At 75.6% G+C, this 13,373-nt stretch carries 13 protein-coding genes; 7 read left to right on the forward strand and 6 right to left on the reverse strand.

Annotated elements, in window-relative coordinates:
- Positions 1-15 precede the first annotated feature (15 nt).
- Complete coding sequence (locus KPL60_RS12865; RefSeq protein WP_224403181.1) at positions 16-438, forward strand: PPOX class F420-dependent oxidoreductase; 423 nt, start codon at positions 16-18, stop codon at positions 436-438.
- Between the two features lie 53 nt (positions 439-491).
- Here the strand turns inward: KPL60_RS12865 and KPL60_RS12870 are convergent, their stop codons facing one another.
- From KPL60_RS12870 to KPL60_RS12880, 3 genes are all read right to left on the reverse strand, one after another.
- On the reverse strand, positions 492-1,931 hold the full coding sequence (locus KPL60_RS12870) for an MFS transporter (RefSeq protein ID WP_226365950.1): 1,440 nt from the start codon (positions 1,929-1,931) through the stop codon (positions 492-494).
- Between the two features lie 11 nt (positions 1,932-1,942).
- Positions 1,943-2,482: a 2,4'-dihydroxyacetophenone dioxygenase family protein gene (locus KPL60_RS12875; RefSeq protein WP_226365951.1), complete on the reverse strand. Its 540-nt coding sequence runs from the start codon at positions 2,480-2,482 to the stop codon at positions 1,943-1,945.
- Between the two features lie 74 nt (positions 2,483-2,556).
- Positions 2,557-3,501 carry a helix-turn-helix domain-containing protein gene (locus KPL60_RS12880; protein ID WP_062401101.1) on the reverse strand — a complete coding sequence of 315 codons (945 nt, stop codon included), beginning with the start codon at positions 3,499-3,501 and terminating at the stop codon, positions 2,557-2,559.
- Between the two features lie 136 nt (positions 3,502-3,637).
- Between KPL60_RS12880 and KPL60_RS12885 the strand changes: the two genes are divergently transcribed.
- Both KPL60_RS12885 and KPL60_RS12890 read left to right on the forward strand, forming a co-directional pair.
- On the forward strand, positions 3,638-4,660 hold the full coding sequence (locus KPL60_RS12885) for a zinc-binding dehydrogenase (RefSeq protein WP_226365952.1): 1,023 nt from the start codon (positions 3,638-3,640) through the stop codon (positions 4,658-4,660).
- A gap of 31 nt (positions 4,661-4,691) precedes the next feature.
- Positions 4,692-5,501 (forward strand): SDR family NAD(P)-dependent oxidoreductase, encoded by an 810-nt coding sequence (locus tag KPL60_RS12890; protein ID WP_224403183.1) that lies wholly within the window; start codon positions 4,692-4,694, stop codon positions 5,499-5,501.
- A gap of 7 nt (positions 5,502-5,508) precedes the next feature.
- Here the strand turns inward: KPL60_RS12890 and KPL60_RS12895 are convergent, their stop codons facing one another.
- Entirely contained in the window at positions 5,509-6,645 is a 1,137-nt protein-coding gene (locus KPL60_RS12895) for a homoserine O-acetyltransferase (RefSeq protein ID WP_226356682.1), read from the reverse strand.
- Positions 6,646-6,670: 25 nt separating this feature from the next.
- Positions 6,671-7,981 carry a bifunctional o-acetylhomoserine/o-acetylserine sulfhydrylase gene (locus KPL60_RS12900; protein ID WP_226355794.1) on the reverse strand — a complete coding sequence of 437 codons (1,311 nt, stop codon included), beginning with the start codon at positions 7,979-7,981 and terminating at the stop codon, positions 6,671-6,673.
- 277 nt (positions 7,982-8,258) lie between these two features.
- Here KPL60_RS12900 and yaaA point away from each other — a divergent pair, with 277 nt between their 5' ends.
- The 4 genes from yaaA to KPL60_RS12920 all read left to right on the forward strand — a co-directional run bounded on the left by yaaA (position 8,259) and on the right by KPL60_RS12920 (position 12,730).
- On the forward strand, positions 8,259-9,008 hold the full coding sequence (yaaA, locus tag KPL60_RS12905) for a peroxide stress protein YaaA (protein WP_226355793.1): 750 nt from the start codon (positions 8,259-8,261) through the stop codon (positions 9,006-9,008).
- A gap of 38 nt (positions 9,009-9,046) precedes the next feature.
- Entirely contained in the window at positions 9,047-9,517 is a 471-nt protein-coding gene (locus KPL60_RS12910; RefSeq protein ID WP_226355792.1) for a hypothetical protein, read from the forward strand.
- A gap of 247 nt (positions 9,518-9,764) precedes the next feature.
- A complete protein-coding gene (locus tag KPL60_RS12915) occupies positions 9,765-10,691 on the forward strand; it encodes an RIO1 family regulatory kinase/ATPase (protein WP_226365953.1) in 927 nt (308 codons plus the stop codon).
- Between the two features lie 248 nt (positions 10,692-10,939).
- Positions 10,940-12,730 (forward strand): DEAD/DEAH box helicase, encoded by a 1,791-nt coding sequence (locus tag KPL60_RS12920; protein WP_374228647.1) that lies wholly within the window; start codon positions 10,940-10,942, stop codon positions 12,728-12,730.
- A gap of 45 nt (positions 12,731-12,775) precedes the next feature.
- Here KPL60_RS12920 and KPL60_RS12925 read toward each other — a convergent pair whose 3' ends face one another.
- Positions 12,776-13,204 (reverse strand): lipopolysaccharide assembly LapA domain-containing protein, encoded by a 429-nt coding sequence (locus KPL60_RS12925; protein ID WP_073578144.1) that lies wholly within the window; start codon positions 13,202-13,204, stop codon positions 12,776-12,778.
- Positions 13,205-13,373: the final 169 nt, after the last annotated feature.

Here is a 13,373-nt window from a genome sequence, read left to right on the forward strand (position 1 = left end):
GGGCAGACTCGGGGCATGGGAGACGAACAGCACGAGCTGCTCGCGGGGGCACGCCAGGGCGTCCTCGCGACGATCAAGCGCAGTGGCATGCCCCAGCTGTCGCCGGTGACGCCGTACTACGACCGCGCGGCCGGGACGGTGCAGGTGTCGATGACCGAGGGGCGGGCGAAGACCGCGAACCTGCGGCGGGACCCGCGGGCGGCGCTGTCGGTGGAGAGCACCGACGGCCGCTCCTGGGCGACGGCCGAGGGCCCGGTGGAGCTGCTCGGCCCCGACGACTCCCCCGACGGCCCCGCCGTGCAGGCGCTGGTCGACTGGTACCGCGCCGCCGCCGGGGAGCACCCGGACTGGGACGAGTACCGCGAGGTCATGGTCCGGGACCGGCGGGTGCTGATGACGATGCGGGTGCAGCGCGTTTACGGCGAGAACCTGGGCTGACCGCAACGGGGCGGGCGGGGCCGTCGGCCCCGCCCGCCCCGTCCCGCGGTGGCTCAGTGCACGAGCGGGGGCTCCCCGGCCGTGACCGGCGGGCCCTCCCCCGCGACGGTCCCGGCGGGCTCCCGCTCCGGGTCCCAGCGCAGCACCGTCGAGGCGACGAACCCGATGGCCGGGGCGATCGCCGTCGCCAGGATCGCGCCCTGCGGCCCGACCGTGGCCAGCAGCAGCGGGAACACGAACAGCCCGATCGCGGCACCGGTGCTGCCCGCGGTGTTGGTGACACCGGACCCCAGCGCCCGCAGGTGGCTGGGGTAGGCCAGCGCGGCCAGGCTCGCGCCGCCCGGCGCCGGGCCCGCCGAGTGCAGCAGCAGGAACGCCGCCGGGATCGCGATGGCCGCCCAGGTCGGCAGCGTGTGGAAGAACAGGCCCAGCAGCACGATCAGCACGGTCACGCCGGCGAAGCCGATCTGCATCGACCGCCGGATCCGCAGGGCGGCGGCGACCCGGGTCGACCCGAACCCCCCGATGATGCCGAAGACGTTGAACAGGACCGCGCCGAGCGTGGCCGCGACGAAGCCCTCACCGAACAGCTGCAGGGCGATGATCGGCAGGTACCAGCCGATCGCGTAGTACTCCAGGCCCTGCATCATGAAGGTGATCGACGCGAGCAGGGTGCGGCGCCGGTAGCGCCCGCCGAACATCTCGGCCATCCCCTGCATGCCGGTGACCTGCACGACGTCGCGGGCGGGCGGCACGTCCGCGTCGGGCTGCTCGACGTCGACGACGTAGACGGTGCGCAGCGCGCGGGCGGCCTCGCGGACCCGGCCGCGGGCGGCGAGCCAGCGCGGCGACTCGGGCAGCAGGAACCACTGCGCGACACCCAGCAGGGCCGCGATCACGCCGGCGCTGGCGAGCGACCAGCGCCAGATGTCGTCGCCGACGCCGAGGGAGTACACGGCCACGGTGAGCAGCAGGTTCGACGTCGTCGCGACGTACCACATGCCCTGCCAGCGGTTGAGCCGTCCCTGGTGGCGGCGCGGCAGCCACTCCGCGATGTAGGCCATGACGACGGCGAAGTCCAGCGCCCAGGAGGCACCGGCCAGGACCCGGGACACGACCAGCAGCTCGAACGACGGCCAGGCGATCGCCAGCACCGTCGAGACGACGGCGAGCACCTTGGCCAGCAGGATCATCGGCAGCCGGCCCCAGCGGTCGGACAGGCGTCCGGCGACCGGGCAGAGCAGCAGCGCGACGAGCATCGACGTGCTGGTGACGACCGACAGCTCCAGCGGGGTGAGCGCGAGCTGGCGGTTCAGCGCGTCCAGGGCGGAGCCGAGCGCGGCGCTGGAGTAGGCCTCGAAGAAGATGCCGCCCAGGGCGAGCACCCAGACCCAGCGCATCCGGCCGGTGGTGCCGCGGGAGGCCTCGATGGCCGCCACGACGTCGGCCTCGGAGCGGACGGGCAGCGGCGTGGCGGGAGAGGTCGTCGTCATCGGGTCCGGCCTCACACGAACAGCGCGTCGTTGACAGCGATGCCGTGGGCACGGCAGTACGTCACGTAGTGCTCGATGAACCAGAAGACGTCCATCATCTCGTCGAGGGCGCCGTGGTCGTCGTAGAACTCGAGGGTGCCCTCCATCCAGAACAGGGTCTTCATGCCGTTCGGGTCGTCGCAGACCAGGGTGTGCTGCACGCCCGGGTTCTCGTGCACGTAGGCGCCGGGGGTGGCGACCCAGTCGTACTCCTCGTAGCGCCACGAGCCCTCCAGGCAGAAGCCGCGCACCGCGCCGGAGTGCCGGTGCACGCCGAGCCGGCCGCCGCCCTTGACCCACAGGATGTTGGAGAACTTGTTGTTGCGGACGTCGAAGGCGAGGTGGCGGATCGCCGCGTTGTCGCCCCACGGGACCCACGGCGAGGCCTCCTCCGACGGCGGCACGTGGATGTCGGGGACCTCGAACTCGCGGGTGATCGCCAGCCGCGACGCCGGGTAGGGGCCTGCCGGGTCGGCATCGGGTGTGGTGGGCGGGTCGAACAGCTGCGTCATGGTGACTCCCTGCGTCTCTGCATCGGAGTCCCGCCGAGCGGGACCGGCAGAACGTAGGCGGCCGGTGGCCCGGCTCACATGTGCGTGCGCGCAGGAGCGGTTGCCGATTCGCGCAGCGCGTCGCGCCAGTCCCGCGGCGACGCGCCGTGCCGTGCCTTGAACGAGCGGGAGAACTGCGACGGGTCGCCGAACCCGACGGCGTGCGCGACCTCGGTGACGGTCCGGCCCGCCGGGTCGGCGAGCAGGTCCGCGGCCCGGTCCAGGCGGGCGGCCAGCAGCTCGCGCGCCGGCGACGCCCCGACCTCGGCGAACGCGACCTGCAGCGTCCGCAGCGACACGTGCAGCGCGGCCGCGATCCGCGCCGGGTCGAGCGACGGGTCGCCGAGCCGGTCGCGCAGCACCGCGGTGGCGCGGGCCCGCAGCACCGCCCGGGCGTCTCCCGGGTCCTCCCCGGCCGAGCCGAGCGCGGCGGCGAGCAGCGCGATCGTCGACGCCCGCACCCCGACGTGGTCGTGCATCCGGCCCAGCTCGGCCAGTCGCAGCACGAAGGGCGCGGTGAGCGACCCGACCGGGCTCTCGGCGCCGATGCGGACCGCGGTCGACCAGCTCGGGGGCGCGGCGAAGCCCGCGGTCCGGAACCGCTCCGCGGGCACCTTGAGCACCGTGAGGTCGAACGGTTCGTGGGACTCGATGAGGCAGGCCCGCGACGCGTCGTAGGAGGCCAGGTCGCCCGGGCGCAGCAGCGCGGTGCGCCCGTCCTGCTCGACGTGCAGCACCCCGGACCGGGGCAGCATCACGAAGATCGTGGCGGCGTCGCGGTCCGGCGCCCGGACGACGGCGTGCGGGTCCGCCCGCAGCGTGCTGACCTCCAGGTCGTCGACCCGGTGGACCTCCAGCTCGGCGGCGAACGAGCCGGTGGTGTGCGGCCGGAACTCCAGCGGGACGTAGACGTCGCTGATCACCGACTGCCAGTGCCGGGCCTGCCGGTGCGGCGCGAGCGCGCTGGTGTCGATCCTCATCGTCCGTCGTACCTCCTCGTACCACGGCCGCTCGCCCTGCGCGGATTGCCGGGTGCGCTGCGCTGCGCGCCATGTCGCTCGGCGATCGGTCGACCTACGTTACGGCCCGACACCGCCGTCGGCCCAGAGGAGAACCATGATCGCCGCCGTCACCACCGACGCGCGACGCCTCGTCGTGACCGAGGTCCCCGACCCGGTCCCCGGCCCGGGCGAGGTGCTGCTGCGGCCGCTCGTCGTGGGGGTCTGCGGGTCGGACCTGCACCTGTTCGACGGCGACGCCGGCGCGCTGTCCGGCGCCGAGCGCGGACTGCCCCGCATCCAGGGCCACGAGATCGCCGCCGAGGTGCTCGACGACCCGTCCGGCCGGTTCGCCGCCGGGACCCGCGTCGCGGTGTGGCCGCTGCTGTCCTGCGGGACCTGCCGACTGTGCACCGCGGGGGCGGTCAACGCCTGCCCGTCGCTGCGCGTCATCGGGGTGCACCTGGACGGCGGCCTGGCCGGGGCGCTGGCCGTGCCCGCGGCGAACGTCGTCCCGGTCGGCGACGTGGCCCCGGCGACCGCCGCGCTCGCCGAGCCGGTGTCGGTCGCGGTGCACGCCGTCGCCCGCGGCCGGGTCCGCCCCGGCGACCGGGCGGTCGTGTTCGGCGGCGGGGCCGTCGGTCAGGGCGTCTGCCTGGTCCTCGCCGACGCCGGCGTCCCGACCCTGCTCGTCGACCCCGCCCCCGCGCGGGTCCGGGCGGGCGCGCTGTGGGGCGCCGCCGGGACCACCACGACGACGCGCGACGGGCTCGCCGCCGAGGTCGAGGCCTGGTCCGGCGGGCAGGGGCCCGACCTGGTGGTCGACGCCACCGGCGTCCCCGCCGTGCTGGACACCGCGCTGCATCTGGTCCGGGCCGGCGGCACCGTCGTCGCGGTCGGGCTGACCTCCGCCGCGGGTCCGGTGCACACCGGGCTGTTGGCGGCGAAGGAGGTCGCGGTGCTCGGGTCGAGCTGCTGCACCGGCGCCGAGTTCGCCACCGCCGCCGCGCTGGTGGGCCGCTGGGCCGACGCCGTCGGCGCGCTGCCGGTCCGCCGCATCGGCCTGGCCGACACCGTGTCCGCCCTGTCCGGCCGGGACGCCGACGACGTGGTCAAGACCCTCGTCGACGTCACCGGCTGATCCCACCATCCCCACCACGAGAGGAACCACCGTGTCCCAGCCCGTCCCCGCCGTGTCGCTGTTCGACGTCGCCGGCCGCAGCTACGCCGTCACCGGCGGTGCGTCCGGCATCGGCCTCGCGATCGCGGAGGTGCTCGCCGACTCCGGCGCGCACGTCGCCCTGCTGGACCGCAGCCCCGACCGGGTCGGGGCCGAGACCGCCCGCCTGCGGGACCGCGGCGGGAAGGTCTCCGGGCACGTCGTGGACGTCACCGACGGCGCGGCCGTCGCCGGCGCGCTGTCCGACGCCGACGCCGACGCGGGCCGCCTCGACGGGGTGTTCGCCAACGCCGGGATCTCGATCGGCGCGAGCTGGACCGAGCCGGGCTGGCGGATCGAGGAGTTCCCGATGGACTCCTGGGACACCGTGCGCGCGGTCAACCTCGACGGCGTGCTGCACACCGTGCGCGCCGCCGCCGCGATCCTGCGCCCGCGCGGCCGCGGCCGGATCGTGCTCACCGCGTCCACCGCGGGCCTGCGCACCGACCCGATGGTCGCCTACTCCTACACGAGCACGAAGGCCGCGGTGGTCAGCCTCGGCCGGCAGGCCGCACTGGACCTTGCCGGCTCCGGCGTGACGGTCAACGTGATCGCGCCCGGCCCGTTCCGGACGAACATCGGCGAGGGGTTCGACCCGGGCGAGGCGGTGTGGCGGGAGACCGTGCCGCTCGGCCGGATCGGGCACACCGACGAGCTGAAGGGCCTCGCGCTGCTCCTGGCCTCGGACGCGTCGAGCTACATGACCGGCGGGGTGTACCCGATCGACGGGGGTGCGCTGGCGCTCTCGCACACCCCCGCCTGAGCGGGCGTCAGACCGCCTCGTCGAGCAGCTCGGCCAGCAGCCGGGCCACCGTCGGCGTCTCCACCAGGAACCCGTCGTGCCCGTACGGCGAGTCGATCACCTTGAGCGGGTCGGCGCCGGGGATGCCGTCGGCCAGCTCCTGCTGCTCGGCGAGCGGGTAGAGCCGGTCGGAGGTGACCCCGGCGACGTAGGTCCTGGCCCGGACCCGCGACAGCGCCGACGCCACCCCGCCCCGGTCGCGGCCCACGTCGTGGTGGTTCATCGCCTGGGTCAGCCGCACGTAGGACGCGGCGTCGAAGCGGTGCACCAGCTTGTGCGCGTGGTGGTCCAGGTAGGACTCCACGGCGTAGCGGCCGCCGTCGAGGGGGTCCTCACCGGACTGCGGGTCACGGCCGAACCGGGTCGCCAGCTCGAAGCCCGACCGGTACGACAGGTGCGCGATCCGCCGCGCGACACCCAGCCCGCGCCAGGGACCCTCGGGCGTGTCGTGGTAGTCGCCGCCGTGCCAGTGCGGGTCGGAGGTGATGGCCTGGATCTGCGGGCTCGCCCAGCCGATCTGGTCCGCCGACGACGCCGCGGGCCCGGCGAGCAGGAACAGCCGCCGTACCCGGTCGGGCTCGGTGGCCGCCCACTCCAGGGACCGCATGGACCCCATGGAGCCGCCGATCACGCAGGCGAACGCGTCGATGCCGAGTGCGTCGGCCAGGTACTGCTCGGCGACGACCGTGTCCCGCACGGTGACCGTCGGGAACCGGCTGCCCCAGGTCCGCCCGTCCGGCGCGCGGGACGCCGGACCGGTGCTGCCCTGGCAGCCGCCGACCGCGTTCGGCGCGACGACGAACCAGCGGGCCGGGTCCAGCGGGCCGCCCGGCTCGATCAGCCCGGGCCACCAGCCGGACGTCGGGTGCCCGGGGCCGGCCGGGCCCTCCAGGTGCGCGTCGCCGGTGAGGGCGTGCAGGACGAGGACGGCGTTGGAGCCGTCCGGTGCGAGCTCGCCCCAGGTCTCGTAGGCCAGGCGCACGCCCGGCAGCTCCCCGCCGGCCGCCAGCTTCAGCGGCGCGGGCAGGTCGAGGAAGTGGCGGCGGCCGGGGTCGTCCCCCTCCCGCCAGGCGCCGCTGGCGGGAGGGAGCTCGATGTCGTTCACGGACACCAGGTAATCAGATCCGCTCTCAGGCGCCCTTCGCGGCGCGGAACCCGGCGTCCAGGTCGGCCTTGAGGTCCTCGATGCCCTCGAGGCCCACCGACAGCCGGACCAGGCCAGGGGTCACGCCGGAGGCGAGCTGCTCCTCCGCCGACAGCTGGCTGTGCGTGGTCGACGCCGGGTGGATGACCAGGCTGCGGACGTCGCCGATGTTGGCGAGGTGACTGTGCAGCTCGAGGGCGTTGACGAACTTCTTGCCCGCCTCGATGCCGCCCTGCAGCTCGAACGCCACGATCGCGCCGCCGCCCTTGGGCAGGTACTTCTGCTGGAGGGCGTGCCACGGGCTGGACGGGAGACCGGCGTAGTGGACCTTCTCCACCTCGTCGCGGGCCTCCAGCCACTCGGCCAGCGCCTGGGCGTTCTGGTTGTGCCGGTCCATCCGCAGCGACAGCGTCTCGATGCCCTGGATGATCAGGAACGCGTTCTGCGGGGAGATCGCCGGGCCGAGGTCGCGCAGCAGCTGCACGCGGGCCTTGATGATGTAGGCGATCGGGCCGACGGCGTCGGTGAACACCGCGCCGTGGTAGCTCGGGTCCGGGCTGGTCAGGCCGGGGAACCTGTCCTTGTTCGCGACCCAGTCGAACTTCCCGGAGTCGACGATGATGCCGCCGACCGAGGTGCCGTGACCGCCGAGGAACTTGGTCAGGGACTCGACGACGATGTCGGCGCCGTGCTCGATCGGCCGCACCAGGTACGGGGTCGGGACGGTGTTGTCGACGATCAGCGGGACCCCGGCGTCGTGCGCGACACCGGCGACGGCGGCGATGTCGAGGATGTTGCCGCGCGGGTTGCCCAGCGTCTCGCCGTAGAGGGCCTTGGTGTTCGGCCGGATCGCGGCCTTCCACTCCTCCAGGTCGTCGGGGTCCTCCACGAAGGTGACCTCGATGCCCATCTTCGGGAAGGTGTAGTGGAACTGGTTGTAGGTGCCGCCGTAGAGCGAGGCGCTGGAGACGATGTGGTCCCCGGCCTCGGCGATGTTCTGGACCGCGAGCGCCTGCGCGGCCTGCCCGGACGCGACGGCCAGGGCCGCGGCCCCGCCCTCCAGTGCGGCGACGCGCTGCTCCAGCACGTCCTGGGTGGGGTTCATGATCCGCGTGTAGATGTTGCCGAACTCGGCGAGGCCGAACAGGTTCGCGGCGTGGTCGGTGTCGCGGAAGACGTAGGACGTCGTCTGGTAGATCGGCGTGGCCCGGGCGTTCGTGGTCGGGTCGGGTGCGGCGCCGGCGTGCACCTGCTTGGTCTCGAACGACCAGTTGGCGGTGGTGTCGGGGTCGGTCACGGTGGGACTCCTCTTCGGGTCGACCGCCGGGTGTGAGCGTGCCGAGGCGGGCCGGGCCCGGGTCGGTCGATCGCGGCGGCTAATGGGCTGTGGCGGGGCGGACGCGTACGTGGGCCCTCGGACGAGCGCGGGTCAGCGGCAGGGGCGACAGGCCGCGCTCGTGATCCGCATGCAGTCGACGTGGATGCGCGCCACCAGGCAGGTCACGGGCCCGAACCTAGTGCGGTCCCCCGGCGGGCACAACGGGCGCGCGCGGCGATCACTACTCTGATGCGCCGTGCTCGTCCTGCTGCCGCCCTCGGAGACCAAGCGTGACGGCGGCGACGGCCCGCCGCTCGACCTCGCCGCGCTCTCCCACGACGCCGACCTCGGCCCCGTCCGCACGGACCTGTGCGACGAGCTCGTCGCGCTGGCCGGCGACCGTCCGGCCGCGCGCGCCGCGCTCGGGGTGTCGCAGCGCCAGGACGCCGAGATCGACCGCAACGCCGCGCTGCGCACGAACCCGACGCTGCCCGCGCTGGACCGCTACACCGGGGTCCTCTACGACGCCCTCGACGCCGGCTCCTTCACCCGCGCCACCCGGGACCGGGCCCGGTCCCGGCTCGCGGTGTGCTCGGCCCTGTTCGGGCTGCTCGGGGCCGACGACCCGATCCCGCCCTACCGGCTCTCGGCGGGATCCAGGCTGCCCGGCTCGGGCACGCTGGCCGCGCGCTGGCGCCCGACGCTCGACCCGCTGCTGGCCCGCATCGCCGACGGCGAGCTCGTCGTCGACCTCCGCTCCGGCGGCTACGCCGCGCTCGGCACGGTCCCCGGCGCGGTGACGGTGAACGTGCTGGCCCAGCGCCCGGACGGGAGCCGGTCGGTCGTCAGCCACCACAACAAGTCGCACAAGGGCGGCCTGGCCCGGCTGCTGGCGACCTCCCGGGCCGAGCCCGCCGACGCCGGCGCGGTGGCCCGGATCGCGCGGCGGGCGGGGCACCTCGTCGAGCGCGACGGCGACCACCTGGATCTCGTCATCCCGGCCTGAACCCGCGCACCGAGTCGGACATACGGCATGATCCGGGCATGGTCGAGCAGCTGAACCTGTGGGTCGACGCCCTGCACCCGGTGTGGCAGTTCCTGGCGGTGTTCGTGATCGGTGTGGTGCCGTTCCTGGAGTCCTACACGGGCACGCTGGTCGGGACGATCACCGGCATGCCGGTGCTCCTCGCCGCCGCCGGGGCGATCGCGGGCAACGTGCTGGCCCTGGTCGTCGCGGTGCGACTGGGCGACCGGGCCCGGCGGGGACTCGGCCGCCGCGCGTCGCGGCCGCCGTCGGAGCGGCGGCAGAAGGTGATCGCCCGGGTGGACCGCTACGGCGTCCCGGTCGCGTCGCTGCTCGCCCCGACCCTGATGGCCATCTCGCTGACCGCGTTCGGGATGGTCGCGGCGGGACTGGACCGGCGGCAGGTCGTGATCTGGCAGGTCGTGGCCGTCGTGGTGTGGGCGGCGCTGTTCGCCGCGATCGGGCTCGGCGCACTCAGCGCCTTCGGCTGAGCGCAGGGCCCGCGCGGCGCGGAAAACCGGTGGCGGGCCGGGACGGCGTCCGGCAGGGTCGCCACCGGCCGGAGGGACCGGTGGCGCGGCAGGGCCGCGCGGTGCGAGCGGGGAGGTGCGTACCGATGGCCGTCCGTCGTATCCGGGTGCGCAGCGCCTGCCCGCCCCCACCGTCCCCGTCGCGCGGCACGACCGGTCCCTGAGGACCGGCTCCGCGCGGCACTCCCTGCCGCCTCCGGAGCCGCACGTGTACTCCTCCGACCGTCCCGATCCCGTCCGCCGTCGCCGCCGTTTCGACGACGACGAGCCCCGCCCCCGTCCCGGCCGCGCCGACACCGCCGCGCTCGCCCTGGACGGCCGGGCCGGGCACGACCCCGACACCGCCGAGGTCCCCGGCGGTGGTGACCGCTGGTCCACCTGGCCCGGGCTGCCCGCCGGTGCCCGTGGCCCGCACCCCCGCCCCGGCTGGCTGGTGACCGACGCCGGCGCCGTCGACCACGAGCGCGGGGTGCTCAAGACCGGCAAGGAGGCCGACGTACACCTCGTCGAACGCGGTCTCCCCGGCCGTGCCGGGGTGCTGCTCGCCGCCAAGCGCTACCGCGACCCCGCGCACCGCATGTTCCACCGCGACGCCGGCTACCTGGAGGGGCGCCGCGTCCGGCGCTCCCGGGAGACACGGGCGATGGCGCAGCGCACCGCGCTGGGCCGCGACCTCATCGCCAGGCAGTGGGCGGCGGCCGAGTTCGCCGCACTCGCCCGGCTGCACTCCGCGGGCGCCCCGGTGCCCTACCCGGTGTCGGTCGACGGGACCGAGGTCCTGCTGGAGTTCCTCGGTACCCCCGACGGGCGCGCCGCACCCCGGCTCGCCGCGCTGCGCCCGGACGCGGGCGCGCTGACCGCGCTGTGGCACGACCTCGTCGACGCCCTCGGCGTGCTCGCCGACCTCGGCTGGGCGCACGGCGACCTGTCGGCCTACAACGTGCTCGTCCACCACGGCCGGGCGGTGCTGATCGACCTGCCGCAGGTCGTCGACGTCGTCGGGAACCCGCAGGGACCGGAGTTCCTGGACCGTGACGTCCGACGCATCGGCGAGTGGTTCGTCGCCCGCGGGCTGGACCCCGCCGCACCCGGGCGACTCCTCGCCGAGCTGCGGGAACGCGCCCTGCTGGGCTGACCCGGCCCGCCGCTCCCCCGGGGCGCGACGCGGCGTCACGCGTCGCGTCCCGGCGGCCCGGCACCGGGGAGCACGGGTACGGCGCGTAGTGTGGATCGACGAGCGCCCGGCCGCCAGAGCCGTCGGGCCGAGCCCTTCCATCACGGAGCGCGCACCGCGACGACGCGCCGCCGCGCCCGGGCCCGTCGGCCGAGCACACCTCCCCCGAGGTCTCCGCAGGACGTGCCACGTTCTCGAGGAGACCTGTCTTGACCAGGCCGCAGTTCCGCCCGCCGTCGTCCGACGCCGGCACCACGTCCGACCGTCCCGCCCGCCGGCGGGCCACCCGCCCGTCCGGGCCGTCCGCCGACGGCGGCGCCCACCGCGGGTCCGCCCGGCGCGACGACCGTCGCACCGAGACCCGCGGCGACGACCGCCGCGACCGTCCCACCCGGGACGACGACCGCCGTGACGCCCCGCGTCCGGCCCGGGGCGCCCGCACCGGCGGCCCCGCCCGCGGCGAGCGCTCCGGCGCCCCCCGTGGGGACCGCCCCGCCCGGGGCGAGCGCTCCGGCGACGGCGGCGGCAACCGCGCCGAGCGTCGCGAGCACCTCCAGGACGGGAGCCGGGTCGACCGCGGCCCCGCCCGGTCCGCGCAGCGCGGCGGTGACCGTCCGGCCGCGCGCCGCGGCCGCCGCGGTGGTGGCGCCGCGACGTCCCGTCCGGCCCCGGCCCGCGCCGCCGCCGTCGCCGCCCCTAAGGCGGAGCCGGAGCCGCAGTGGGTCGAGCCCGAGGACGGCATGCCGTCGTTCGCCGAGCTGGGCCTGCCCGAGCGCCTGACCAAGGCACTGGCCGAGCAGGGCTTCACCGCCCCGTTCCCGGTGCAGGCGGCCACGCTGCCCGACACCCTCGCCGGGCGCGACCTGCTCGGACGCGGCCAGACCGGGTCCGGCAAGACCCTCGCCTTCGGGCTCGCGCTGCTGGCCCGCCTGGCCGGGGAGCGCTCCCGCCCGACCGCCCCGCGCGGCCTGGTGCTGGTCCCGACCCGCGAGCTCGCCACCCAGGTCGTCGAGGTCCTGAAGCCGCTGGCGAAGGCGGTCGACCTGCGGGTGACCGACATCGTCGGCGGGATGTCGATGAACAAGCAGGTCGCCGAGCTCCGGCGCGGGGTCGATCTGCTGGTCGCCACCCCGGGCCGGCTGTCCGACCACCTGCAGCAGCGCACCTGCGACCTGTCCGAGGTCACGATCACCGCGCTGGACGAGGCCGACCGCATGGCCGACATGGGCTTCCTGCCCCAGGTCCGCGCGATCCTCGACCGCACCCCCGCCGACGGGCAGCGCCTGCTGTTCTCCGCGACCCTCGACGGCGACGTCGACACCCTGGTCCGGCGCCACCTCACCGACCCGGTGACCCGCTCGGTCGCCCCGCCGACCGGCAGCGTCGCGACGATGGAGCACCACGTGCTCGTCGTCGACCGCGACGACCGGTCCCGCGTCGTCGCCGAGATCGCCGCCCGGGAGGGCCGCACGATCCTGTTCGTGCGCACCAAGCACGGCGCCGACCGGATGGTGCGGGTGCTGCGCCGCGAGGGCGTCGCCGCCGGGCCGCTGCACGGTGGCCGCTCGCAGAGCCAGCGCAACCGCGCGCTCGACGACTTCCGCTCCGGCGCGGTGCCGGTGCTCGTCGCGACCGACGTCGCGGCCCGCGGCATCCACATCGACGACGTCGGGCTCGTCGTGCACGTCGACCCGCCCGCCGACCCCAAGGCCTACCTGCACCGCGCCGGGCGTACCGCCCGGGCCGGTGAGGACGGCGTCGTGGTGACGCTGGCGATGCCCGAGCAGCGCGCCGAGGTGGACCTGCTCACCCGCCAGGCCGGGGTCTCCGCCGAGGTCTCGACGGTCCGCCCGGGGCACCCTGACCTGGTCCGCGTGACCGGTGCGCGGGAGCCGTCCGGCGAGCCGATCGTCGTCGCCAAGCCGCCGAAGCCGGCGCCCCGCCGCCGCCCGGCCGCGGGCGGGGCCGCGCGCACCGACCGGCCGCGCCGCCGGCGCTGACCTCCCCCGGGTCGCGGCCGCATCCCCGGCCGCGACCCGTGCGGGTCAGCCCCGCCGCGCCTGCCGGCGCAGCTGCAGGATCCGGCCCGTCCCGGGCACGGCGACCAGCAGGATCCCGGCGATCGCGGCGAACAGCAGCGCCACCCCGGTGGGCAGCGTCCCGGTCAGCCACAGGAAGTTGATCGCGACCGGCTCGGTGTTCTGCAGGATGAACACCAGCAGGAAGATCAGCACGACCGCCGAGAGGATCAGCGCGGCCCACAGCCCGCCGGTGCGGGTGTGCGGGATCGCGCGCTTCTCGGTGGTGGCCTCGGAGTCCGGGCCGCCGCCCTCCACCGGCACCGCCACGGTCGGCTGATCGGCCGTGGGGTCGGGTGTGCGCAGCGCCGGATGGGTCGCCGGGTCCGCCGTCGGGTCCTCCGGTCCGACCCGCCCCCAGGCCGGGGAGTCGCCGCCCCGTCGGTCGTCGCTCATCCGTTCCGCCTTCCTCTCCCAGCGTGTCCGATCGTGCACCCTCTGGGTCCGGGCACGCGCGGGAGTATCGCGCACTCGGCGTCCCGGCGACGGCGACGCGCGGGGCACGCCCGCCGTCCGGTCGTGCGCCACCGGCCGAGGGACTACCGTCGGGCCGGCAGCGCCGCCG

The organism is Pseudonocardia sp. ICBG162, assembly GCF_020496225.1.
GTDB lineage: Bacteria > Actinomycetota > Actinomycetes > Mycobacteriales > Pseudonocardiaceae > Pseudonocardia > Pseudonocardia alni.

Bases quoted from the DNA above. Each gene is read 5' to 3' on its own strand.
- KPL60_RS12870 (WP_226365950.1), bottom strand. From the start codon at position 1,931: ATGACGACGACCTCTCCCGCCACGCCGCTGCCCGTCCGCTCCGAGGCC.
- KPL60_RS12910 (WP_226355792.1), top strand. From the start codon at position 9,047: ATGGTCGAGCAGCTGAACCTGTGGGTCGACGCCCTGCACCCGGTGTGG.
- KPL60_RS12875 (WP_226365951.1), bottom strand. From the start codon at position 2,482: ATGACGCAGCTGTTCGACCCGCCCACCACACCCGATGCCGACCCGGCA.
- KPL60_RS12925 (WP_073578144.1), bottom strand. From the start codon at position 13,204: ATGAGCGACGACCGACGGGGCGGCGACTCCCCGGCCTGGGGGCGGGTC.
- KPL60_RS12865 (WP_224403181.1), top strand. From the start codon at position 16: ATGGGAGACGAACAGCACGAGCTGCTCGCGGGGGCACGCCAGGGCGTC.
- KPL60_RS12880 (WP_062401101.1), bottom strand. From the start codon at position 3,501: ATGAGGATCGACACCAGCGCGCTCGCGCCGCACCGGCAGGCCCGGCAC.
- KPL60_RS12885 (WP_226365952.1), top strand. From the start codon at position 3,638: ATGATCGCCGCCGTCACCACCGACGCGCGACGCCTCGTCGTGACCGAG.